A 23296-nucleotide genomic window follows, 5' to 3' on the forward strand; every position below is an offset into this window, starting at 1 on the left:
GGGCACTTGTGCCCACGCGGTACAGCGCTCGCGTCACACCCAAAGTATTGACAGAAATACAGTAAAAGTACGGTACTGCCCTTTCGCGGCAACCCGAGTATAGTGTTGACCCAACAACGGACTCAAGTGACAACGCATCAATCCGATCCTGCCAACCGTGCCCGCCTGCGCTGGCGCGCGCGCCGTGGACTGCTCGAAAACGACCTGATCCTCACGCGTTTCCTCGATGCGCATGAGGCGGACCTGAGCGATGACGACGTCGATGCGCTGACCCGCTTGCTGGACCTGGCGGACAATCCGCTGATGGACCTGCTGCTCGGTCGCGCCGAACCCGAAGGGGATGTCGACCTGCCGCACGTGCACGCCTTGCTGGCGCGCCTGCGCCAGGCCTGAACGCGCCAGGGGCAACACCCTTTTCGTTTTATATTTTGTAGATCCACTCCCAAGAAGGAAGTGCCATGAATATCTCTGATACCAAAGCAACCCTGTCGTTCTCCGACGGCAGCCCATCGATCGACATGCCGATTTACAAGGGCACGATCGGACCGGACGTCGTCGACATCCGCAAGCTCTACGGCCAGACCGGCAAGTTCACCTACGACCCGGGCTTCATGTCGACCGCGGCATGTAACTCGAGCATCACCTACATCGACGGCGACAAGGGCGAGCTGCTGTACCGCGGCTACCCGATCGAGCAGCTGGCCGAGAACTGCGACTTCCTGGAAACCTGCTACCTGCTGCTGAACGGCGAACTGCCGAACGCCGAGCAGAAGGCAACCTTCAGCGACACCGTGACCAAGCACACGATGGTTCACGAGCAGATGCAATTCTTCTTCCGCGGTTTCCGCCGCGACGCGCACCCGATGTCGGTCCTGGTCGGCACCGTCGGCGCGCTGGCCTCGTTCTACCACGACTCGCTCGACATCAACGATCCGAAGCAGCGCGAAATCTCGGCGATCCGCCTGATCGCCAAGCTGCCGACCCTGGTCGCGATGGCCTACAAGTACACCGTTGGCCAGCCGTTCATGTACCCACGCAACGACCTCTCGTACAGCGCCAACTTCATGCACATGATGTTCGCGAACCCGTGCGAAGAGTACAAGGTCAACGACGTGCTGGTGCGCGCCCTGGACCGTATCCTGATCCTGCACGCGGATCACGAGCAGAACGCCTCGACCTCGACCGTCCGCCTGGCCGGCTCGTCGGGCGCGAACCCGTTCGCCTGTATCGCTGCCGGTATCGCCTGCCTGTGGGGTCCTGCCCACGGCGGCGCCAACGAAGCGGCCCTGACCATGCTGAAAGAAATCGGCTCGGTCGAGAACATCCCTGCCTTCATCGAGAAGGTCAAGGACAAGAACTCGGGCGTCAAGCTGATGGGCTTCGGTCACCGCGTGTACAAGAACTTCGACCCGCGCGCAAAACTGATGCGCGAAACCTGCCACGAAGTGCTGGAAGAGCTGGGCCTGCAGGAAGACCCGCTGTTCAAGCTGGCGATGGAACTGGAGCGCATCGCGCTGGAAGACGAATACTTCGTCTCGCGCAAGCTCTACCCGAACGTCGACTTCTACTCGGGTATCGTGCAGTCGGCCCTGGGCATCCCGGTCTCGCTGTTCACCGGTATCTTCGCGATGGCCCGTACCATCGGCTGGATCGCCCAGTGGAACGAGATGATTGCCGATCCTGAGCAGAAGATTGGCCGTCCGCGTCAGCTGTTCGTGGGTTCGCCGGTGCGTGATGTGCCGAGTATCGACAAGCGTTAATTCGGTTTAGATAGTTTCAAGGAAAGCGGGCTGCGGCCCGCTTTTTTCATTTCCAGGCGCGAGGTTGACGGATGGGGCAGGGGGGCTATACTGGGGTTTGCTTTCTGTGCGCGCTTTGCGGTGTGCATGTGTTGTACCGCGTGGGCAGAGCCCGGTGAACCCGTCCTTGAGGTCACTGGCCTCAAGGACCCCTACGTTTACCGGATTTCGACTTCCACCATGAATTCATCGAGCTACTGCTGCCGGCTTTGTGGTTCGTCCCTGAACGAGGGAGGTCGCGTCGCGTCCGTTCGTCTGCTCTCCGTGCGAGATCTCGCCTGGCTCTCCCGGGCTCGGTGAGGAAAAAACCCGGCCGGCCTCGCGCCATCCGTCCTCCCGAGCCTCCTCCACTGCATCGAACTTCTCCGCATCATGCGGGGATACCCTTTTTTGCCATACTGGAGTCACAAATGAGACCACCAATCGTCGTATCCTCGCTCGACATGGAGCGCATTGAACACATGCTCGATTCCCTGCCGGCCGCGCAGGCCGCAACGCGCGAGACCCTGCTGGCCGAGCTGGCGCGCGCCGAACTGGTTGAGCCGCAAGACATGCCGACGGACGTCGTCACGATGAATTCGCGCGTGCGCTTCGTCACCGGCGACGCGGCGCAGGAGTTCGACATGTCGCTTGCTTACCCGAAGGATGTCGATGGCGCGCCCGGCAAGCTGTCGGTGCTCACGCCCGTCGGCAGTGCGCTGCTGGGCCTGAAGGTGGGCGACAGCATCGACTGGACCGGGCCGAATGGGGCGCGCTTCGACGTCACGGTGCGCAAGATCGTGTACCAGCCGGAGAGTGCCGGCGACCTGCATCGCTAGGCTTCGCGCGCTACTTGCACTTTCCCTTGACGATGGCCGTGGCCCAGAAAGGCAACGCCATCAGCTCTTTGGCGGCGAAGTGCCAGTCCTTTGTGTAAATCTCGGCCGGCTGGAACTTGAGCGCATCCGATCCCATGCACGACGGCTTCTGCGCGTAGGTGAACGCGCGCGAGAACGCCTGGGCGCGGTCTCCACGCAACACCTGGCCGGAAGGGGCGGCTTCGCCCTCGGCAGGCTGCTCGTCCCGGGTGTCGCGTACCGCCTGCTTGATGACTTCGTCGGTCAGGCGCGCGCGCAGCGGCAGGCTGGCTGCCGGCCTGGCCGGCGCCGTGGCCTCGGCGGCGCCGGAGAACATCAACAGGGCGAGCAGGGTCGCTGTCATGGCGCTTCAGCGGCAGACGCCGCGCAGCTTGGCCACTGCAATGAAGGGCAGCGCGAGGAAACCGTTCAGGAAAAAGGTCGGCTGGTTACGCAGGCCTTCCGAGTGCAGGCAATCGGGTTTGCGCGCTTGCGCAAAATCTTTCGCGAAGTTTTCATGGACCGTGCCGCTCAGGGTGTCCGCATCAAGACGGCGCCGCTTGGCATCTGGCTCGGCCGGCGTGGCTGCGATGGCGGCGCGGATCGTGTCCTTGTCCAGGCGTGCCCGCAGCGGCAATTTTCCCTCTTCAACTACGCCGCCCGCCTTTTTCTGCGTCGATGTCGCCGGCAGCGTCTGCGCCTGGGCCAGGAGGGGCAAACTGAGCACACAGAGCAGGGAAGGGCGCATGGCGAAATGAGAAAAAGTAATGTTGCCAAATATATACCTGATCGTAAAATGTTTGGCAATTTGTACACTTGGTTACATATGGCTGTGTAGAATGTGATTTCTTAGTCAACAGTCTGCGATTCCATGAAACGTTTTTTGCTTGCCTGCTCGCTGCTGCTGTGCGCCCTCGCGGCGCAGGCCGATCCGCTGCTGAAGAAACAGGTCAATGCCTTTGTCGACCGCTGGCATAGCGACGCAGCCCACGCGCGTCCGGCCTATTTCGACAAGATCGCGAAAGACGGTGTCTATATCGGCACCGACAAGAGCGAGCACTGGCGGCGCGACGAGTTCAAGGCCTGGGCCAAACCCTACTTCAAGCGCAAGTCGGCCTGGGCCTTCAAGGCGCAACGCCGTAACGTGTATTTTTCCGAGGACCAGTCGATCATCTGGTTCGACGAACTGCTCGACACGCAAATGGGCGTCTGCCAGGCCAGCGGCGTCCTGCGCCGCAAGGGCGACAGTTTCGAGATCGTGCATTACCAGTTGTCGATGGCGGTGCCGAACGAGGTGGGCAGTCAGGTCACGCGCCTGATCAAGGACTTCGAGGAGAAGAACGGCTGGAAGGGCGGCCCAAAATAAGGGGCTGTGCTATCGTATTGCCCCGTCTTCGCCTTCCCGTCCCACCGTGAGCACCACCTACATCGGCCGTTTCGCGCCTTCTCCCACCGGGCCGCTGCATGCGGGCTCCCTGGTCGCCGCCGTCGCCAGCTATCTCGACGCGCGCGCCCACGACGGTCTGTGGCTGGTGCGCATCGAGGACATCGACGAAGGCCGCAGCGTGCCCGGCGCCGACACGGCCATCCTCGCACTGCTCGATTCGCTCGGCATGCATTCGGACCGCGACGTCGTCTGGCAGAGCCGGCGCAAGGACCTGTATGCGGCGGCCGCCGCAAAGCTCGGCGCGCACGCCTACCCCTGCGGCTGCAACCGCCGCGAAATCCAGGATTCGCGCCTGGGCGTCGGACCCGATGGTGCCGCGATCTATCCGGGTACCTGCCGCCCTGGCCTGGCCGAGGGTCGCACGATGCGCAGCCTGCGCCTGCGCGTACCCGATGCGGGGGAGGACACGATCACCTTCATCGACCGCTTCGCCGGCCCCACGACCCAGCACCTGGCGCATGAGTCGGGCGACTTCGTATTGAAGCGCGCCGACGGCTACTGGGCCTACCAGCTGGCGGTGGTGGTGGACGATGCCGAGCAGGGCGTGACCGATATCGTGCGCGGCTCTGATTTGATCGACTCAACCGCGCGCCAGATCTACCTGCAGCGCGTGCTGGGCGTGCCGACGCCGCGCTACCTGCACGTGCCGGTGGTGCGCAATGCCGATGGCGAAAAGCTTTCGAAGCAGACCGGCGCGCTGGCCGTGCTGCCGGGGGATGAAGCGGCGGCGATCGCTGCCCTGATGGAAGCCGCGCGCTTCCTCGGACTGCCGCTCGCGCAGCCGCCCTCGCTCGCCGCCTTCTGGCAGGCCGCGATTCCCGCCTGGCGCGTGCTGCTGGCCGAGCGGGAAACGCACGCCGCCATTACCTAGGCGCGCCGGCGCCGCGCCATCATCCCCACGCCCGCCATGCCGAGGGCGAGCATGCCCCAGGTTGCCGGTTCCGGAATCGGCGCGGCCACGATGAAGCCGCGGATCTCGCCGCCCGGGAACTCGGTCGTGTGGATGTTCAGGTAGGCCTCGCTGGAGTTGATCGCGTCGATCAGCGCCGCGCTGGCGCTCGCCGCCGTGCCGCCGAACGCGGTCAGGAAGGCCGGTGCGTAGACCGCGGCGTCGGTCAGGTCGAAAGCCTGGGAATACAGGCCATTCGTGACGCCGGTCGGGAAGTCCGCGAAGGGCAGGGCGATCGGGGCGGTGCCGGTGAAGGACTCGGTGGTGCAGCAGTGGATGTGGGCCGCGACCGTCGTACCCAGCAAGTCGCGGAAGGGCACTTCGGCGCGCAGCAGGTTGCCGTCGATTTCGAAGCTGGCGACGCTCGAGCCGGCCGAACCGTTCGGCGGCGCTTCCTACGGACCGCTCGCGACCGCCTTGATGATGGTCGTCTGGGCCTGGGCGGCAAATGGCGCGAACAGCGTTGCCGCCGCCAGCGCCAGGATGGACAAGATATGCTTCATGGCAAACCTCCTGATCAGGAAAGAATCCCGGGCGCCACGGCGTGGCGCTGCCAAAAAAATTAGCACATCGGTTGGGGGACGCTCACACGGTACGGATGGGCAGGAGCCGCTGAACAATAAACTCCGAGGGAAATTGAACAGGTGGAAGCGGGCCGCGCACTGGGGTCAATCTGATACAGATTTTGCGCCGATCTCCCCAGGGTGAATCATATTCACCGGCCGCAGCGGCTCACTTCCTGGTCTGGATCGTGATCTCGCCGTCTGCCTCGAGAAAGGCGGTCTGCATGTCGTGGAGTTCGCAGTCGGCGGTGCGCAGCGCCTGTTCCAGGTCAGACTCCGCGATGCGGCAACGTTTCACTTCCTTGTCGAAGAATTCGCCGTTGCGTCCGATCAGGACGGCGGTGCCGTCGAGCATGGTGGAGGCGCGCCGGCTGTAGGCCGAGAGCATGGCCACGCCCGTATTCAGCGCAATCAGGGTGGCGGCGATGATCAAGCCGCCGCCGAGCGAATTGTCGCCGCCGGTCAGCGAATTCGAGACCGCTTCCGACAGCAGCATCACCACCAGCAAGTCGAAAGGCGTGAGCTGGCCGACCGTACGGCGGCCGGACAGGCGCACCATGAGGAGCAGCGCCAGATAGACGACGGCGCCGCGCACGACGAGTTCCCACCACGCCAAATCCATATCGAACATAGCTGCCCCGAAGTTTGAAAGCCGATGCCCTGATTCTAATCATTTTGTCAACAGGAGGGCGTCCGCTACGGACGAGGCTGCCAGGCTCAATCGCGCTTGTGATAGCTGTGCAGCTGGAACTGCATGCGTCCATCGACGCGCCGGCACACCCCGCTCATGGTTTCGCCGGGGGCGGGCGTGAACGTGAGCGTGCTGCCGCTGGCCTTGCCGGCGCAGGCGGCATGCGCTTCGGCCGGGATCGCGGGCAGGGGCGGCGGGGCCGGCGGGGCGGGCGGGAGTGGTATCGACGGCAGCGCAGGCGGTGCCGGCGGCGCCGGGGGCGCGGTCCACTCCGTGCTCTGTGCGATGCCGGCGTCAATGCCGGCGGCGGCCTGGCTGCTGCCCGCTGCGAGCAGCAGGGCGGCGAAGGCGATGGACAGTAATTGCATGTTGTTCTCCTCGAAGTGCGGCGCGCGAACGTGGCGCCATTGAGCTCACTGTGCATGCCGAATGTGGAGAAACGATGGAGGTCCTGCACGTCGAAGCGCCCGCCAAGAGCGCAACGCCGAGTGCGCTAACGCAATATCGCTGAGTTTCATTTGAGCCCGATCAAAGGATAACTCTGCAATTCGTTGAGATTGAATAACTCCTACTGACAAATCAGATCAAGGAGAAATCATGAGTATGCGACTCTTGCTAGCGTCCGCAGCCGCGGCCCTCGCCTTCAGCCCCATGACGGGAGCGCAGGCGCAGAGCCTGACCGGGTCAACGGTCAATTTGGCGGGCTATTGCTGCACCGCGCCGACCGAGGACGACCGGGTCACGGCTTTGCTCACCGCAGTCGTCGGAACCGGCGTCGAATTCCCGGAAGGGAGCCTCACCAGCCTGGATCCCTTGCTCGACCCGGTGCCGGTAACGATCGATGTCGGCAGTTCGACGATCGACATCGACTATGCGGCGGGCGGCACCACGGACCCGGGAGGCTTCAACGGCTACGTGTTTTCCTTCACGGGCGCCCCTGCCATCCTGAGTGTATCGCTCGATCCGGCGAGTACCTATACCCCGGTGGTCACCTTTGAAGGCAACAGCATCTTCGTCAACGAGGCCGGGCTGACCCTCACCGCAACTTCGCGTGCGCTGATCAACGTGACGCCGGTTCCCGAACCGGAAACCTACGCGATGATGATGGGCGGGCTGGGCCTGGTCTCGCTGCTGGCCCGGCGCCGGCGCAAAGGAGGGCGCCCGGCTCAGGGCTCGAAGCAGTAGCCGACGCCGTAGATCGAACGGATCGGTTCCAGTCCGGGTGCGGCGGCATCGATCTTGCGCCGCAGGTTCTTGATGTGGCTGTCGATGGCGCGCTCGGTGACCTCGAGGTTGTCCTGGCGCGCCAGGTCGAGCAGCCGGGCGCGCGAGAACACCTGGCCCGGCTTCGATGCGAGCGCCGCCAGCAGGTCGAATTCGGTGCGGGTCAGGTCCAGCGCCTGGCCATGCACGCTGGCGCGGCGCGTCCCCGCGTCGATCGCCAGCGGCGTGCCTGGCGCGCTGCTGCGGCGCAGGATGGCCTTGATGCGCGCCACCAGCTCGCGCGGGCTGAAGGGTTTGCACAGGTAGTCGTCGGCGCCCAGTTCCAGTCCCAGCAGGCGGTCGATTTCCTCCACGCGCGCCGTCACCATCACGATTGGCACGCTTGAAAAGCTGCGCACCGCGCGGCACAGCGACAGGCCGTCGAGCCCGGGCAGCATCAGGTCGAGCACGATTAGCGCAGGAACGGCGGCGCGGATCGCAGCCAGCGCTTCGGCGCCGTCGCCGAAGACCGTGGCCGCATAGCCGGCCGCGCGTACATAGTCGGCGACCAGGGCGGCCAGTTCCGGTTCGTCTTCAACAATATAAATAGTATTCATGCTTGCAGCGCCATGGAGAGCGTCACGCGCAGGCCGCCCTGAGGCGAATGCGCGAAATTGAGTGTGCCTCCCTGCGCCTCGACCAGGCGCCGGCACAGCGCCAGGCCGATGCCGGCGCCGCCGCCCGCACGGCTGCGCGAGGCGTCGACCCGGTAGAAGCGCTCGCCCAGGCGCGCCAGGGCCGCATCGGGCACGCCGGGTGCGCTGTCGTCGATGTGCAGGGCCAGGCGGGTTCCCGTCACCTGTGCCGACAGCAGCACGCGTCCGGGCGAGCTCGTGTAGCGCAGGCTGTTCTCGAGCAGGTTGCGCAGCACCTGGCGCATGCGGTCGGGGTCGGCCAGCACGGTGGCGCGCGCCGGCGCGCTTGCCGGTTCCAGCGTCAACCCGGACGACTGCAGGCGTTCGGCAAACGCTTGGCCTTCCTCGAGCGCCAGCAGCCAGAGGTCGACCGGCTCGCGCCGGATTTCCAGGGCGCCGACATCGGCCCGCGCCAACGCATACAGCTCGTCGATCAGCTTCGACAGCGCCAGCACCTGGCGCAGCATCGCCGCCACATGGCTCGGGTCGGCGCTGCGCACGCCGTCCTGCACGGCTTCGAGCTGCGCGCGCAGGACCGCCAGCGGCGTGCGCAGCTCGTGCGAGGTGTCGGCCACCCACTGGCGGCGCGCATCCTCGAGGCCTTCCAGGCGCGCCGCCAGCTGGTTGAAGTGCTGCGCCAGTTCGCCCAGTTCGTCGCTGCGCTTGTCAAGCAGGCGGGTCTCGAAACGGCCCTCGGCCAAGGCGCGGGCGCCTTGCGCCAGGCGGCCGATGGGACGCCGGAAGTGCGCCGCGAGCAGCACGGCGACCAGGGCGCTGAGGGCTACGCCCGCCGCGCCGATCAGCCACAGGCTGGCGCCGAGCTGCTGCAGGAAGGCATAGGCCAGGGCGTCGGTTGGCCGCGCCGTGCGCGCCACCGCCAGCGCGCCCACGCTGCGGCCATCGACCAAAATAGCGCGCCTTGCCATGGGCAGGGCGCCGGGCGGGCGGCCGGCGATCGGCGTGCCCGCGGCGTCGAACAGGGTGATGCGCGACTGCAGCGGCGCGGTATCGATGGCGTCGGGCGCGGCAAAAGGCGCGTTGCCGATCGAGGGAGGGGGCAGGGGCGGCAGCGGTGGTGCCGGCGGAGCTGGCGGGGCAGGCGCGACGGGGCTGACAGGGGCAACGGGTTGTGCAGGCATGGCAGGCACGCGTTCCACGGGCGCAGCCGGCGCGGCCAGCGCACGCGCATCGCGCTCGGCCTGCAGCCGCCCGAGCTCCTGCGCGATCCAGTCGCGGCGGCCCGCGCTCGGCACGAAATTCCAGCTGCCATAACGCGCATAGCGGCGCGCCAGGTCGTTCGACAGTTCGTCCAGCCGGTCCAGTTCGATCTGGACGGCATAGTCGCCGAAACCCTCGAGCACGTTCTGGCGCAGCAGGTAGACGGCGCTCGCGGCCACCGCCAGGATGGCTAAGAGGACCGAGGCAAACAGGCGAAGGCCGATCGATATCTTCAAGGGGCGCGATGGTAGTAGTGGCACGCCATTCTAGCCAAGCTTGTAAAAGGCAGGGCGAAAAAAAACGCCCGCCGCCGCGAACGGCGAGGGGCGCAAACCTACCGGAGGAGTAGTTCTTAGAAGCGCAGGTTGGCCGTCAAGCTGGCCGCGCGCGGCGTGCCGGGCGTGTAGCGGTAGCCGCTCTTGTTGATCGCTGCGACATAGCGCTCGTCGCCCAGGTTGTAGACGTTCAGGCGGATGTCGAGATTGCGGCTGACCTGGTAGGAGGCCATGGCGTCGAACACCCAGTACGAATCGGTAGAGGCCGGGGTGCCGATGGCGCCGTCGGTACCGCGCAGCAGGCTGCCCGAATACCGCGCGCCGCCCCCGAGCTTCAGGCCGAAGGGCAGGTCGTAGGAGGTCCACAGCGTGAACGCGCTTTTCGGCGTATAGGTCAGGTGGTTTTCGCCCCCGGCCGTGATCACCTTGCCTGCTTCGACTTCCGTGTCCATGTACAGGTAGCCTGCGCTGACCAGCCAGTTGCGCGCCAGTGCGCCGGTGGCGCCCAATTCCACGCCCTGCACCTGCTTGCGGCCGGTCTGGTAATACTTCAGGTCGACCGGATCCTGCTCGACTTCGTTCTTCACTTCGGTGCGGAAGACGGCGGCCGTCAGGGCCAGCTTCTGCTTAAGCAAATCGAGCTTGCCGCCGATTTCGGTCGTCAGGGTTTCCTGCGGATCGTAGATCGGGTTCTGCGCACTGTTCACGTTGCCGGAGACGACGAAGCTGGCGCCCGGCGGCCGCTTCGAGCTGGCGGCCATCGCGTAGATGCTGCTGTTCGCGGTCGGCTTGTAGAGAGCCGAGAGCTTGCCATTGACCAGCGTGTCGCCGACGGTGAAGTGGGTCGGCACAAGTGCATTGTTGGTCAATGCCACGACCGTGTAGTCGCCGCTGAAGTGGTCGAGGCGCAGGCCGCCGTTGAAGATCCAGCGCTCGCCGACCTTGATCGTGTCGAAGGCGTACAGGCTCTGGGTGTCGATCACGCCCTGGTTGTAGGCGCCGGTGCGTGCCGGCGCCAGGCCCGTCACGGGGACGCCCGCATCGGGACGGTACAGGTTTGCCGCCGGCAGGGTGCCCAGGCCCGTGAGGCCGTAGCTGATCTGGCGCTCGTTGGACAGTTCCAGTCCTGTCACCAGCGTGTGGCGCAGGCTGCCGGTATCGAACTGCGAGGTCAGCGCGCTCTGGTTGGTGAGGATGCGGTTTTCCTGGTCTTTTACGGTGCGGGTGTTGCGCACCAGGGTCCAGGTCGAGGGGTCGGCCGCGTTGGGCGTCGCCAGGTTGGCGCTGGAATTGAGGAAGGCGCTCAGCAGGTAGTCCTGGCTGGTGCGGCCATAGCGCGTGATGTTGTGCAGCTTGAAGCCGGGTGCGAAATCGTGTTCGACGCGCACGGTGGCCATGTCGGCCTTGACCTTGTCGTAGTCGCTGTTCGAGCCGTAGAAGTTCTGCGGATCGACGGGCGCGGCGTCGGTGATGAAGGGACGGGCGCGGTCCGGGCTGGTGTAGCCGGGCAGGCCGATCGTCGGCACGCCGCCGTCGGGGATGTTGTCCTGGTCGACGTGCAGGTAGTCCAGCACCACGCGGGTCGGGCCGTTCAGGCCGAAGCCCAGGCTGGGCGCAATCGCCCAGCGCTTGTCGTTGACGACGTCGCGCGCCGGACGCCCTGCATCCTGCGCCATCGCGTTGAGGCGCAGCGCGATGCCGCGCTCTGCGTTCAGGACTTTGTTGGCATCAAAGGTCAGACGCTTCTGCGAGGCGCTGCCGACCGTCACGGAGCCGGAGACCGCGTCCTCCATCTGCGCTTTTTTCGACACCAGGTTGACCGAGCCGGTCGGCGCGCCGCGGCCGTTGTCGGTGCCGGCCGGGCCTTTCACGACGTCGATCTGTTCGAGGTTGAAGACGTCGCGCGAAATCGAACCGACGTCGCGTACGCCGTCCACAAAAATGCTGCCCGAGGTATCGAAGCCGCGCATGAAGATGGCATCGCCCGTATTCGTGTTGCCGTTCTCGCCGAGGAAGAAGGCGCCGACGCCCGGGGTGTTGCGCAGCGCTTCGGTCAGGGTGAGGGCGCCTTGCTGCTCGATCAGCTCCTTCTTGATGACCTGCACCGACTGGGCGGTGTCGACCAGCTTTTCCGTGTACTTCGGCGAGGATGCACGCTCGGCCTTGAATTCGTTCTCGGTCTTGCCCGTCACCCGGACCTTCGCTACCTGCACGCCGTTCATCTCGTCGAACACCGGCGGCGCGGCGTCGGCGGCGCTGGCGGCCAGCGGCAGCAGCATGGTCGCCAATGCGGCGCTCACGTGTTGGTTGAAACGGCTGGGGGCGTGCTTGCGGCTTTTGATCGGTTGCATGGTCTTCCTGATTTCTCTCGTTGGAGGACGCCCGCTGATGCGCGGGCGCTTCTTGTTGGACTGACCAGTATTCTAGTGAGCGTTTGCAGATATGTAAACGAGAATCGTTATCATTCGCGTTCTTATTTGGATCTATGGCCCGTTGCCGTAGGGTGGGCACTCCGTGCCCACGCGGACGCCAGCATCGTGTTCACAGAGTCAGCACCGCAGCGCCTGCACAACCGAGACGTATCCGGATGCTCCGCGATAACGTATCCGGTTCGAGGAAGCCATCGCCGCGCTCACGCGCCAACACGATGCAAGCGTTCGCGTGGGCACGGGTGCCCACCCTACGGTGCGCGGCCGTTCCGTAAAAAAGCCACCGCAGAGGGTGGCTTGGGATCGGGTCAGTAAACGTCGCGCCGGTACCGGCCTCCGGCGGCCAAGGCGTCAAGCGCCTCGGCGCCGAGCGCAGCCGACAGCGCCTCGTGCACGCCGCTGGCCATGCCCTGCAGGCTGCCGCAGACATACACCGCCGCCCCGCGCGCAATCCACGCGCGCAGGTCGTCGGCACGCTCGGCCAGCACGTGCTGCACGTAGCGCGGCCCGTCGCCGTCGCGCGAAAAGGCGAGGTCGAGGCGGGACAGCTGGCCGGCGTCATGCCAGGCTGACAGCTCTTCTCGCAGCAGGAAGTCGTGGCGGACATTGCGTTCGCCGAAGACCAGCCAGTTGTCAATCACGCCTGCGTCGATGCGCGATTTTAGAAGCGCACGCAGGCCGGCGAGACCCGTGCCGTTGCCGATGAAAATAATTGGCCGTGCCGCGTTCTCGCCTAAGCGGAAGCGTGCATGCGCACGTACCCGCAGCGCGATCGTGGCGTCCATGCCGGCGTCGAGACAGAGCCAGCCGGACGCCGCGCCGGCCGTGCCGTCGGCACGCTGCTGCAGGCGCACCAGCAAGTCGATGCGGCCTTCGTCCGGTGTCGATGCGATCGAGTATTCGCGCGGCTGGGCCGGGTCACCCGGGGCGCAGACCTGGACCAGGTCGCCAGCTTCCCAGCCGGGCAGGACGCCGTCGCGCGGGCTCAGGGCGATGCGATACAGGGGCGCGCCGGCGCTGCCGGAATTGAGCCGGGTGCGCTCAACGATGCGCCATTCGCCATAGCCGGGCGCTTCCCAGTCGGGCAGGTCGCTGGTGCCGGCCAGGTGGCTGAGCTGGTGCTGCCAGCGGGCGATCGCCTCCGGTTCGCCGCGGTCGACATCGATCCGTTCGAACAGCGCGGTCGCGCCGCGCGCGGCCAGCCAGGCGTCGAGCGAGCGGCCGAAACCGCAGTAGTGTAGGTACTTGCTGTCACCCAGGGCCAGCACGGCGTAGTGCAGGTGCGCCAGCGCTGGGGCGCCTGCCATCGTCACGCCGGCGAAACGGGCGGCAGTGTCGGGAGAGTCGCCTTCGCCGTAGGTGCTGGCAATGAAGAGGGCGCGCGTGGCGCCGGCCAGGGTCGCGGCATCAAGATCCGAGATGCACAAGGCCCGCGCAGACAGCCCGCCGGTGGACAGCCTGGCAGCGGTCTGCTGCGCCAGGTAGCCGGCGTTGCCGGTCTGGCTGGCGTAGACGACAAGCCAGTCGGCGTCGGCGTTGACCGCGGCGGCTTTCGGTTTGCGCAGCATGGCCGCGCACAGGCCGCCCCAGGCCGCGACCAGGGTGAGGGCGCTGGCCCAGCGTGCGGGATCGATGGTGAGCATCATTGCAGCATGGCTTGATAAGCGCGGGTGCTACGTTCTTCGAGGCCGCCCGCACGGCGCCGCAGCAGGCGCGCGGCCAGCTTGCGCTCTTCGGCAAAGGCCAGGCCCGCATCGAATCCGAGCACGGTGATGGTCGTCGACAGCGCATCGGCCGCCATGCAGCTTGCGTGCAGCACGGTGCAGGAGGCGACCTCGTTCGCAACCGGATAACCGCTGCGCGGATCGAGCGTGTGCGACGCGCGCCTGGCCCCGTGTTCGAAATAACGCCGGTAGTCACCCGAGGTGGCGACCGCCAAGCCGTGCAGGGCGGCAACCGTCGGCGTGGCGTCCAGACCGGGCACGCCTTCGAGCGTCACCCACCAGGGCTGGCTGTCCGGCTTCATGCCGGACCCGCGCAGTTCGCCGCCGATTTCGACGAGGTAATGGCGCACGCCGTGCTGTTCCAGGCACCAGGCCAGCCGGTCGACCGCATAGCCTTTGGCGATCGAGGAAAAATCGAGCAGGGCGCCGCCAGGCTGCAGCAGGCGCGCGCCGGCGCGATCGAATTCAGGTTGCAGCGCGCCGCGCTGCGCCAGCACGGCCTGCACCGCGCCAGGCGCCGGCGCATAGAAGCCCGGCTGGTTGTAGCGCCGTTCGGGACCGAAGCCCCACAGGTTCACAAGCGCCCCCGCGAAGGGATCATAGGCGCCGCCGCTCGCATCGAACATGTCGAGCGCGTGCTCGAGCACTTCGACGAAGCGCGGCGGCAGCACATGCCAGCTGCCGGCCGGGGCGCGGTTGTAGCGCCCGAGCGTCGAGTCGGGATCCCAGTGGCTCATCTCGGCATTGATGCCGTCGAGTTCGCGCTGCAGCTGCTGCCCGAGATGGCTGCGTACGCCGGGCGGCAGCAGCAGGCGCGCCGACCAGCTGGTGCCCATGGTCGCGCCGGAGGCTTCATGGAGCTTGCTGCCGTCGGGTGCGACGGCAGGATCGATCACCAGCGGGACGAGGACCTGACGCAAAGACTGTTTACTCCGGCAGGGCTTCGAGCGTGGCCGTATAGGCGTAGCGGCGCGTCTCGGCAGGCCCGTTGTCTGGACCCGGACCCTTGCCTGGATTGGGCGGATAGGCCGCGTTCATCCAGTACATGTTCGCCGCCGGCAGCTTGAAGCTCGCTTCGCCTTTCGCATCGGTGCTCAAGCGGATTTCGCCGGCCACGCCGCGATAGCGCACGCCGCCCGGCACCAGGGAAAACGGCAGGTTCGGCAGCGGTTTACCGTCGAGCAGGAAGCGCACGCGCATGGTCTCGTTGGCGCGCAGGTCGTTCGGGTGCGTCAGCGGCACCATCTCCAGGCCCGTATTGGTCGGCTTCAGGGCGCCGTCGCTGGTCTTGTGGGCCGATACAAAAGTTTCGATGCGCTGGTGGGTGAGCGTCTTGCGGACCTCAAGCGCACCGGCCGGCACCTGTTTGGCGAAATCGGCCTCGCTGCCGCGGAAGCGTTTTACTTCGTTGCCGACCTTGTAGCTGCCCATCGCATTGTTGCTGACCAGGGCGATGCGGTAGGTGCCTTCCTTCGGCAGCGGAATGTCGACCGAGGCGCGCATCTTGCCGGTCACGCCTTCCGGAGCTGGGGCGGTCGTGCCGTCCGGCGCGGTGACGGTAAGGCCGTTCATCCGCAACGCCATGTGGTCGAAGTCGAACAGGCCTTCCGAGACGGCGCCGTCGATCATGACCCAGGCGTCCTTGTTCTCGACGATGGTCGAACTCGGGAGCATCCACGGGCGGTGGGCGCTGGCGGCGCCTGCGGTGGCGGCCAGGATCAGGGTCAGGACGCCGTGCTTGATGAAGGGGTTATGCATGTTGGGTCTCGCTTTATTGGATGTTGAGGGAGACAGCGCCGAGTTCTTCCTGGCCCTTGGTATTGGCCGCGACCTTGCCTTTTGCCGGCAGGGTGAAGGGCACGCGCACCAGTTCGCGTCCGCCCGCTTCACGCGCCGCTTCCACGACCAGCTTGTAGTCGCCGGCCGGCAGCTTGTCGATGCCGGTGCGTGCCGGGCCAAAGCTCAGCGTGTGGGTGCCGGCCGCGCGCGTGGCGCCCGAGACGCCGTCGATCGGCAGCGTCGCTTCGCGGCCGGCCTTCCTCCACCAGGTGCGCATGTCCTTGACCCACTTCTCGCCGGCGTTGTCCTTTTTCTTGACGTCGTAGAGCACGGACAGCGTGGAAGCGATGGAGCCGTCGGCCTTTTCGATCCACATGGCGACGTAGGGCTTGTGGTACTCGGCGACGTTCAGTTGCGGCAGTTCGAACTTCACCGACAGGTCGGCGGCGATGGCGCCGGTCGACAGCAATGGCAGGGTCAGGGCGAGCGCGGGAGACAGTTTCATGCAATGCCTTCTATATAGAGTGCGAATTAATGGATGAACAGCAGCGCCAGTACGGCTGGCAGCACGATGCCGAAGCCGATCACGGGCCAGGTCGACGGCCGGTTGGACGCATGGATCTTCATGATGAGGAAACCGGTGATGCAGAAGACGAGGCAGGCGATGGCGAAGATGTCGATGAACCAGCTCCATACCACCCCGGTATTGCGGCCCTTGTGCAGGTCGTTGAGCCAGGAAATGGCGCCGCGCGAGGTGAGTTCGTATTCGGCATTGCCGTCGACGCTGATGCGCAGCCAGGCGTCGCCGCCGGGACGGGGCAGGGCGACATAGGCGTCTTCCTCGCTCCATTCGGCGCTGCGCCCGCGCAGGTCGACCGGGAAGGCGCCATTCGCCCATTCGGCCAGCTGGGCCGGCACGGGTGCTTCGCCATCGGCGTGCTTTTCGGCGTGGCTGCGCAGCACGGGCAGCAGGGAAGGGGGCACGGCCGCCTTGATGCGGGTGACTTGCGGCTTCGATTCGATTTGCGCCGCATGGTTCAGGGTGAAGCCGGTGATGCTAAAAAGCAACATCGACATCAGGCAGATCGCCGAACTGATCCAGTGCCACTGGTGCAGCGTCCTGAGCCAGAGCGAACGCCGCACGCCGGGAAGGCCGGCGGGCGCTGCTGGGGCGGACGGGACAGCCGGGCTCGAAACGGGCCCCGGCGGGTTCTGGACAGACATGCAAGCTTCCTGTTGAGTACACAACGCAAATGATAACCATTATCATTTAGGCGGTCAACAAAATTCAGCCTGCCCCTGATGCACCCCGTATGTTGCGTTACAATACCCCGGCTATTGCGGAGGATCAGGATGGTCTTCTTCAATAACATGGGGTCTTCGGGAACCGTAGGTTTGATAAGACCCCATCTGTCCTTCCCCACAACTTGATGTGCGATCCGCTAACCGGTCAGGCCGTGTCGCGGAAGGTTAGATTAACCCGCCATACTCGCGAAGCGCGAAGAAAAGGTGAGCAAGAATGATGCAACAACAAACTGCGAACTCCTACCTGTTCGGCGGTAATGCGCCGTATGTGGAAGAGTTGTACGAAGCCTACCTGAACAATCCAGGCTCGGTGCCGGACAACTGGCGCGCCTATTTCGACAGCATGCAGAACGTGCCCGCCGTCGACGGCAGCGCCCGCCCTGACGTGATCCACTCGTCGGTCATCGCCTCCTTCGCCGAGCGCGCGAAACAGGGCCCGATCCGCACCGTCAGCGCCGCTGTCGAAGCCGATCCGGAAATGGCGCGCAAGCGCGTCGCCGTGACCCAGCTGGTCGCCGCCTACCGCTACCTCGGTTCGCGCTGGGCCAACCTGGACCCGCTGCAGCGCCAGGAACGTCCGCCAATCCCAGAACTCGATCCGTCGTTCTATGGCTTCACCGATGCCGACCTCGACACCAAGTTCAACATCTCGAATACCTATTTCGGCGGCGAGAGCGCGTCCCTGCGCGACCTGCTGCAAATGCTGCGCGATACCTACTGCCGCTCCATCGGTGCGGAGTTCATGTACGTCAGCGACCCGACCGAAAAACGCTGGATCCAGGAGCGCCTCGAGTCGATCCGTTCGACCCCGACCTTCTCGGCCGAGAAAAAGCGCCACATCCTCGAGCGCCTGACGGCTGCCGAAGGCCTGGAACGCTACCTCCATACCAAATACGTCGGCGCCAAGCGCTTCTCGCTCGAAGGCGGCGAGTCCTTCATCGCCTCGATGGATGAAACCATCCAGCGCGCCGGCGAGCAGGGCGTCCAGGAAATCGTGATCGGCATGGCCCACCGCGGCCGCCTGAACGTGCTGGTCAACACCCTGGGCAAGGCACCGTCGGAACTGTTCGAAGAGTTCGAAGGCAAGCACGCCGACGACCTGCCGTCGGGCGACGTCAAATACCACCAGGGCTTCTCGAGCGATATCTCGACCCCGGGCGGCCCGGTCCACCTGTCGCTGGCCTTCAATCCGTCGCACCTCGAGATCGTCAACCCAGTGGTTGAAGGTTCGGTCAAGGCGCGCATGGAACGCCGCGGCGACCGCAAGGGCAAGGAAGTGCTGCCGATCCTGGTGCACGGCGACGCCGCATTCGCAGGTCAAGGCGTGGTCATGGAAACCCTGAACCTGGCGCAGACCCGCGGCTACGGCACGGGCGGCACGATGCACATCGTGATCAACAACCAGATCGGTTTCACCACCTCCGACCCGCGCGACGCCCGTTCGACGCTGTACTGCTCGGACGTTGTGAAGATGATCGAAGCGCCTGTGCTGCACGTGAACGCGGACGACCCTGAAGCGGTCGTGCTGGCCACGCAAATCGCGATGGACTACCGCACGGAGTTCCACAAGGACGTCGTCGTCGACATCATCTGCTACCGCAAACTGGGCCACAACGAGCAGGACACGCCTGCGCTGACCCAGCCGCTGATGTACAAGAAGATCGCCAAGCACCCTGGCACCCGCAAGCTGTACGCGGAAAAGCTGGCTACGCAAGGCACCATCCCGGCTGACGAAGGCGACAAGCTGGTCGCTGCCTTCCGCGACGCGATGGACGCCGGCAAGCACACGGTCGACCCTGTGCTGACCGACTTCAAGAACAAGTACGCCGTCGACTGGGCGCCCTTCCTGAACAAGAAGTGGACCGACGCGGCCGATACCGCCGTGCCGATGACGGAACTCAAACGCCTGGCCGAGCGCATCACCAAGGTGCCGGAAGACTTCAAGCCGCACTCGCTGGTCGAGAAGGTGCTGAACGACCGCGCCAACATGGGCAAGGGCGAGATGAACCTCGACTGGGGCATGGGCGAACACCTGGCCTACGCCTCGCTGCTGTCATCGGGCTATGCGATCCGCCTGTCGGGCCAGGACGCAGGGCGCGGCACGTTTGTCCACCGCCACGCCGTGCTGCACGACCAGAACCGCGAGCGCTGGGACCAGGGCATCTACCTGCCGCTGGCCAACGTGTCGGACAACCAGGCGCAGTTCACGGTCATCGACTCGGTGCTGTCGGAAGAAGCGGTGCTCGGTTTCGAGTACGGCTATTCGACCGCCGAGCCGAACACGCTGACGATCTGGGAAGCCCAGTTCGGCGACTTCGTCAACGGCGCGCAAGTGGTCATCGACCAGTTCATCGCCTCGGGCGAAGTGAAGTGGGGCCGCGCCTCGGGCCTGGTCATGATGCTGCCGCACGGTTACGAAGGCCAGGGTCCGGAGCACTCGTCGGGCCGTATCGAGCGCTTCCTGCAGCTGTGCGCGGACAACAACATGCAAGTCGTGCAGCCGACCACCGCCGCCCAGATCTTCCACCTGCTGCGCCGCCAGATGGTGCGCCAGTTCAGGAAGCCGCTGGTCATCTTCACGCCGAAGTCGCTGCTGCGTAACAAGGACGCCGGTTCGCCGCTGACCGACCTGTCGAAAGGCGCCTTCCAGACCGTCATCGGCGAGTGCGACGACAAGATCGAAGCGTCGAAGGTCAAGCGCGTGATCGTCTGCTCGGGCAAGGTCTACTTCGACCTGGTCGGCGCACGCAAGACGCGCGGCATCAGCGACGTGGCGATCATCCGCATGGAACAGATGTACCCGTTCCCGCACAAGTCGTTCGGCGCCGAACTGAAAAAGTTCAGCAACGCGACCGAAGTCGTGTGGGCACAGGACGAGCCGCAGAACCAGGGCCCGTGGTTCCAGATCCAGCACAACATCTTCGAAAACATGGACGAAGGCCAGCGCCTGGCATACGCCGGCCGCCCAGCCTCGGCAGCACCTGCTGTCGGCTACTCGGACAAGCACGTGGCGCAGCAGAAGGAATTGCTCGACACGGCGTTCTCGAAGCTCAAGGGCTTCATCCTGACCAAATAAGCATCGTCCGCGCCCGACCGGCCTTCATGCCGGCCGGGCGTTTTTCGAAGACTACAGAATAATTTAACGGAGTTTTACATGGCACAAATCGAAGTCAAGGTCCCGCAACTGTCGGAATCGGTCGCTGAAGCAACCCTGCTGTCGTGGCACAAGAAGGTCGGCGAGCCGGTCGGCCGCGACGAAAACATGATCGACATCGAAACCGACAAGGTGGTCCTTGAGCTGCCGGCGCCAAGCGCTGGCGTGATCGTGCAACTGCTCAAAGCCGACGGCGCCACCGTCGTCGCCGGCGAAGTCATCGCCATCATCGACACCGACGCCTCGGCCCAGGTGAGCCCGCTGGAAGTCAAAGCTCTCCCGTCGGCCGCGCCGAACGCAGCGATCGAACAGCCTGCCGCAGCGCCAGCCGCCACCGGCGCCGGATCGCCGGCCGGTTCGATGTCGGGCGTGGCCATGCCGGCCGCCGCCAAGATCCTGGCTGACAACAGCATGAGCCCTGCCGGTATCGACGGCTCGGGCCGCGACGGCCGCGTGACCAAGGGCGACGCCCTGTCCGCAGTCGCCAACAAGCCGGCCGGCGCTCCTGCACCGGCACCTGCCGCCGCTCCTAAAGCAGCACTGCAGCAAGTGGCCGCACCGGTCGCGCAACTGGGCGACCGTCCGGAAGAGCGCGTGCCGATGAGCCGCCTGCGCGCCCGTATCGCCGAGCGCCTGCTGCAGTCGCAGTCGACCAACGCCATCCTGACCACGTTCAACGAAGTGAACATGGCACCTGTGATGGAACTGCGCGCCAAGTACAAGGACAAGTTCGAGAAAGAACACGGCGTCAAGCTGGGCTTCATGTCCTTCTTCGTCAAGGCCGCTGTCGCCGCGCTGAAGAAGTACCCGATCGTGAACGCCTCGGTCGACGGTAACGACATCGTCTACCACGGCTACTTCGACATCGGTATCGCTGTCGGTTCGCCACGCGGCCTGGTGGTGCCGATCCTGCGCAACGCCGACCAGATGTCGATCGCCGAGATCGAAAAGAAGATCGGTGAATTCGGCCAGAAAGCCAAGGACGGCAAGCTGACCCTGGAAGACCTGTCGGGCGGTACCTTCTCGATCTCGAACGGCGGCACCTTCGGTTCGATGCTGTCGACCCCGATCATCAACCCACCGCAGTCGGCCATCCTGGGCGTGCACGCAACGAAGGACCGCGCTGTCGTCGAAAACGGCCAGATCGTCATCCGTCCGATGAACTACCTGGCGATGTCCTACGACCACCGCATCATCGACGGCCGCGAAGCCGTGCTGGCGCTGGTCACGATGAAGGATGCGCTGGAAGATCCGGCACGCCTGCTGCTGGACCTGTAATTAAGCTGTAACTGAGCTGTAATCATCAGGGCGTGGACGCGCCCGTTTTGCGGCGCGTCCACCACACATTGGGAGCACGACCATGATCTCCGATGAAATCCGTCGTTTGCATGAACTGCACCAGGCCGGCGCACTGACGCTCGAGGAATTCGAACGGGCCAAGGCGAAGGTCCTGGCCGGCGCTGGCCCGAATGAGCGCATAAATGAGCGAGTGAGTCTGAACAAGGATGGCGGCAGCACGGGCAACTTCGACGCCCGTCCCACGCCCGGCGTGACCAGCTTCCAGTCGCTGCGCCGCTCGCGCGCCGACCGCTGGCTGGGCGGCGTTTGCGGTGGCCTGGCCGGTACCTTCGGCCTGGACACATGGGTCTGGCGCCTGCTGTTTGCCGTGCTCACCATCCTCACCTCCGGATTCGGCGCACTGGTCTACCTCCTGATGTGGATTTTTGTCCCAGAAGAATAAATAAGGAATCATTCATGAGTAACGAGAAACAATTCGACGTCGTCGTCATTGGCGGCGGTCCTGGCGGCTATATCGCGGCGATCCGCGCGGCCCAGCTGGGCTTCAAGGTTGCCTGTATCGACGAGTGGAGCAACGCAGCCGGTAAACCTGCACCAGGCGGCACCTGCACCAACGTCGGCTGCATCCCGTCGAAAGCGCTGCTGCAGTCGTCGGAACACTTCGAGCACGCCGGTCACGCCTTCGCCGAGCACGGCATCAACGTGTCGGGCCTGGAACTGAACCTGCCGCAGATGCTCAAGCGCAAAGACGTCATCGTCAAGCAGAACAACGACGGCATCCTGTTCCTGTTCAAGAAGAACAAAGTCTCCTTCTTCCACGGCCGCGGCTCGTTCGCGGGCAAGGCTGAAGGCGGCTACACCATCAACGTGACCGGTCCAACTACCGACACGCTCACCGCCAAGAACGTCGTCGTCGCCACCGGCTCGAACGCACGCCAGCTCCCAGGCGCGGAATTCGACGAGAAGCTGATCCTGTCGAACACCGGCGCACTGGCCATCGAAGCGGTGCCGGGCAAGCTCGGCGTGATCGGCGCCGGCGTCATCGGCCTGGAAATGGGTTCCGTGTGGCGCCGTGTCGGCGCCGACGTGACCGTGCTGGAAGGTCTGCCGACTTTCCTGGGCGCCGTCGACGAGCAGATCGCCAAGGAAGCGCATAAACTGTTTACCAAGCAGGGCCTGAAGATCAACCTCGGTTGCAAGATCGGCGCGATCACCAAGGGCGCGAACAACGTCACCGTCGCTTATGCAGACAGCACCGGCGCCGAGCAGACCGCCGTGTTTGACCGCCTGATCATTTCGATCGGCCGCGTGCCGAACACGATCGGTCTCGGTGGCGAGAGCGTCGGCCTGCAGCTGGACGAGCGTGGCTTCGTGGTCGTCGACGACGAGTGCCGCACCAGCCTGCCGGGCGTGTGGGCAGTGGGCGACGTCGTGCGCGGTCCGATGCTGGCGCACAAGGCCGAGGAAGAGGGCGTTGCGGTCGCCGAGCGTATCGCCGGCCAGCACGGCCACGTCAACTTCAACACGATTCCATGGGTGATCTACACCTCGCCGGAAATCGCGTGGGTCGGCAAGACCGAGCAGCAGCTGAAAGCCGAAGGCGTCGCCTACAAGGCCGGCACCTTCCCCTTCATGGCCAACGGCCGTGCACGCGCACTGGGCGACACCTCGGGCATGGTGAAATTCCTGGCCGATGCCACGACCGACGAAATCCTGGGCGTGCACATTGTCGGTCCGATGGCTTCGGAACTGATCTCGGAAGCCGTCGTCGCGATGGAATTCAAGGCTTCGTCGGAAGACATCGCCCGCATTTGCCACGCGCACCCGTCGCTGTCGGAAGCGGTGAAGGAAGCGGCGCTGGCGGTTGACAAGCGTTCGTTGAATTTCTAAGTAGGACCGTAGGGTGGGCGGGTCCCCCGCCCACGCGTTC

Annotated in this window: 23 protein-coding genes; 10 read left to right on the forward strand and 13 right to left on the reverse strand. The window is 65.1% G+C overall.

Features of this window, described 5'->3' with window-relative positions; genetic code table 11:
• Positions 1 to 126 precede the first annotated feature (126 nt).
• The 3 genes from NMB41_RS07790 to rnk all read left to right on the forward strand — a co-directional run bounded on the left by NMB41_RS07790 (position 127) and on the right by rnk (position 2617).
• Positions 127 to 393 carry an FAD assembly factor SdhE gene (locus NMB41_RS07790; RefSeq protein ID WP_494381900.1) on the forward strand — a complete coding sequence of 89 codons (267 nt, stop codon included), beginning with the start codon at positions 127 to 129 and terminating at the stop codon, positions 391 to 393.
• 65 nt (positions 394 to 458) lie between these two features.
• Positions 459 to 1760 carry a citrate synthase gene (gene gltA / locus NMB41_RS07795; protein ID WP_494381901.1) on the forward strand — a complete coding sequence of 434 codons (1302 nt, stop codon included), beginning with the start codon at positions 459 to 461 and terminating at the stop codon, positions 1758 to 1760.
• Positions 1761 to 2209: 449 nt separating this feature from the next.
• Positions 2210 to 2617, forward strand: coding sequence for a nucleoside diphosphate kinase regulator (gene rnk, locus NMB41_RS07800; RefSeq protein ID WP_494381902.1), 408 nt, complete (start codon positions 2210 to 2212; stop codon positions 2615 to 2617).
• Between the two features lie 10 nt (positions 2618 to 2627).
• Here the strand turns inward: rnk and NMB41_RS07805 are convergent, their stop codons facing one another.
• Positions 2628 to 2999 (reverse strand): hypothetical protein, encoded by a 372-nt coding sequence (locus NMB41_RS07805; protein WP_494381903.1) that lies wholly within the window; start codon positions 2997 to 2999, stop codon positions 2628 to 2630.
• 6 nt (positions 3000 to 3005) lie between these two features.
• On the reverse strand, positions 3006 to 3383 hold the full coding sequence (locus NMB41_RS07810) for a hypothetical protein (protein ID WP_494381904.1): 378 nt from the start codon (positions 3381 to 3383) through the stop codon (positions 3006 to 3008).
• Between the two features lie 123 nt (positions 3384 to 3506).
• On the opposite strand from NMB41_RS07810, the gene NMB41_RS07815 reads away from it, so the two are divergent.
• Both NMB41_RS07815 and gluQRS read left to right on the forward strand, forming a co-directional pair.
• Positions 3507 to 4001 (forward strand): nuclear transport factor 2 family protein, encoded by a 495-nt coding sequence (locus NMB41_RS07815; RefSeq protein WP_494381905.1) that lies wholly within the window; start codon positions 3507 to 3509, stop codon positions 3999 to 4001.
• Between the two features lie 46 nt (positions 4002 to 4047).
• Positions 4048 to 4953 (forward strand): tRNA glutamyl-Q(34) synthetase GluQRS, encoded by a 906-nt coding sequence (gluQRS, locus tag NMB41_RS07820; RefSeq protein ID WP_494381906.1) that lies wholly within the window; start codon positions 4048 to 4050, stop codon positions 4951 to 4953.
• On the opposite strand, the gene NMB41_RS07825 is transcribed toward gluQRS, so the two are convergent.
• From NMB41_RS07825 to NMB41_RS07835, 3 genes are all read right to left on the reverse strand, one after another.
• Positions 4950 to 5378: a CHRD domain-containing protein gene (locus NMB41_RS07825; protein WP_494382809.1), complete on the reverse strand. Its 429-nt coding sequence runs from the start codon at positions 5376 to 5378 to the stop codon at positions 4950 to 4952. The two genes, gluQRS and NMB41_RS07825, sit on opposite strands and share 4 nt — an antisense overlap.
• A gap of 385 nt (positions 5379 to 5763) precedes the next feature.
• On the reverse strand, positions 5764 to 6225 hold the full coding sequence (locus NMB41_RS07830) for a DUF421 domain-containing protein (protein WP_494381907.1): 462 nt from the start codon (positions 6223 to 6225) through the stop codon (positions 5764 to 5766).
• Positions 6226 to 6311: 86 nt separating this feature from the next.
• Positions 6312 to 6653, reverse strand: coding sequence for a hypothetical protein (locus NMB41_RS07835; RefSeq protein WP_494381908.1), 342 nt, complete (start codon positions 6651 to 6653; stop codon positions 6312 to 6314).
• 229 nt (positions 6654 to 6882) lie between these two features.
• On the opposite strand from NMB41_RS07835, the gene NMB41_RS07840 reads away from it, so the two are divergent.
• Positions 6883 to 7470, forward strand: coding sequence for a PEP-CTERM sorting domain-containing protein (locus NMB41_RS07840; protein WP_494381909.1), 588 nt, complete (start codon positions 6883 to 6885; stop codon positions 7468 to 7470).
• Here the strand turns inward: NMB41_RS07840 and NMB41_RS07845 are convergent.
• The 8 genes from NMB41_RS07845 to NMB41_RS07880 form a co-directional block, all read right to left on the reverse strand.
• Positions 7452 to 8105 carry a response regulator gene (locus NMB41_RS07845; RefSeq protein WP_494381910.1) on the reverse strand — a complete coding sequence of 218 codons (654 nt, stop codon included), beginning with the start codon at positions 8103 to 8105 and terminating at the stop codon, positions 7452 to 7454. The two genes, NMB41_RS07840 and NMB41_RS07845, sit on opposite strands and share 19 nt — an antisense overlap.
• On the reverse strand, positions 8102 to 9637 hold the full coding sequence (locus NMB41_RS07850; RefSeq protein WP_494381911.1) for an ATP-binding protein: 1536 nt from the start codon (positions 9635 to 9637) through the stop codon (positions 8102 to 8104). Before NMB41_RS07850 ends, NMB41_RS07845 begins: the two co-directional genes overlap by 4 nt.
• Positions 9638 to 9753: 116 nt before the next feature.
• On the reverse strand, positions 9754 to 12027 hold the full coding sequence (locus tag NMB41_RS07855; protein ID WP_494381912.1) for a catecholate siderophore receptor Fiu: 2274 nt from the start codon (positions 12025 to 12027) through the stop codon (positions 9754 to 9756).
• A gap of 386 nt (positions 12028 to 12413) precedes the next feature.
• Positions 12414 to 13751, reverse strand: coding sequence for a sulfite reductase subunit alpha (locus NMB41_RS07860; protein ID WP_494381913.1), 1338 nt, complete (start codon positions 13749 to 13751; stop codon positions 12414 to 12416).
• Positions 13748 to 14749: an FAD:protein FMN transferase gene (locus tag NMB41_RS07865; protein WP_494381914.1), complete on the reverse strand. Its 1002-nt coding sequence runs from the start codon at positions 14747 to 14749 to the stop codon at positions 13748 to 13750. Before NMB41_RS07865 ends, NMB41_RS07860 begins: the two co-directional genes overlap by 4 nt.
• Positions 14750 to 14756: 7 nt before the next feature.
• Complete coding sequence (locus tag NMB41_RS07870; protein ID WP_494381915.1) at positions 14757 to 15587, reverse strand: DUF4198 domain-containing protein; 831 nt, start codon at positions 15585 to 15587, stop codon at positions 14757 to 14759.
• A gap of 13 nt (positions 15588 to 15600) precedes the next feature.
• On the reverse strand, positions 15601 to 16113 hold the full coding sequence (locus tag NMB41_RS07875) for a DUF2271 domain-containing protein (protein ID WP_494381916.1): 513 nt from the start codon (positions 16111 to 16113) through the stop codon (positions 15601 to 15603).
• A 26-nt stretch (positions 16114 to 16139) separates the two neighbouring features.
• Entirely contained in the window at positions 16140 to 16832 is a 693-nt protein-coding gene (locus NMB41_RS07880) for a PepSY-associated TM helix domain-containing protein (protein ID WP_494381917.1), read from the reverse strand.
• Between the two features lie 295 nt (positions 16833 to 17127).
• On the opposite strand from NMB41_RS07880, the gene NMB41_RS07885 reads away from it, so the two are divergent.
• The 4 genes from NMB41_RS07885 to lpdA all read left to right on the forward strand — a co-directional run bounded on the left by NMB41_RS07885 (position 17128) and on the right by lpdA (position 23256).
• Positions 17128 to 19989 carry a 2-oxoglutarate dehydrogenase E1 component gene (locus NMB41_RS07885; protein ID WP_494381918.1) on the forward strand — a complete coding sequence of 954 codons (2862 nt, stop codon included), beginning with the start codon at positions 17128 to 17130 and terminating at the stop codon, positions 19987 to 19989.
• Positions 19990 to 20067: 78 nt separating this feature from the next.
• Positions 20068 to 21345: a 2-oxoglutarate dehydrogenase complex dihydrolipoyllysine-residue succinyltransferase gene (gene odhB, locus NMB41_RS07890; RefSeq protein WP_494381919.1), complete on the forward strand. Its 1278-nt coding sequence runs from the start codon at positions 20068 to 20070 to the stop codon at positions 21343 to 21345.
• A gap of 82 nt (positions 21346 to 21427) precedes the next feature.
• A complete protein-coding gene (locus NMB41_RS07895; protein WP_494381920.1) occupies positions 21428 to 21808 on the forward strand; it encodes a PspC domain-containing protein in 381 nt (126 codons plus the stop codon).
• Positions 21809 to 21822: 14 nt separating this feature from the next.
• The gene (gene lpdA, locus NMB41_RS07900) at positions 21823 to 23256 is read left to right on the forward strand and encodes a dihydrolipoyl dehydrogenase (RefSeq protein ID WP_494381921.1); all 1434 of its coding nucleotides are present in this window, start codon (positions 21823 to 21825) and stop codon (positions 23254 to 23256) included.
• Positions 23257 to 23296: the final 40 nt, after the last annotated feature.

This window comes from Massilia sp. FBCC-B171 (assembly GCF_059134155.1).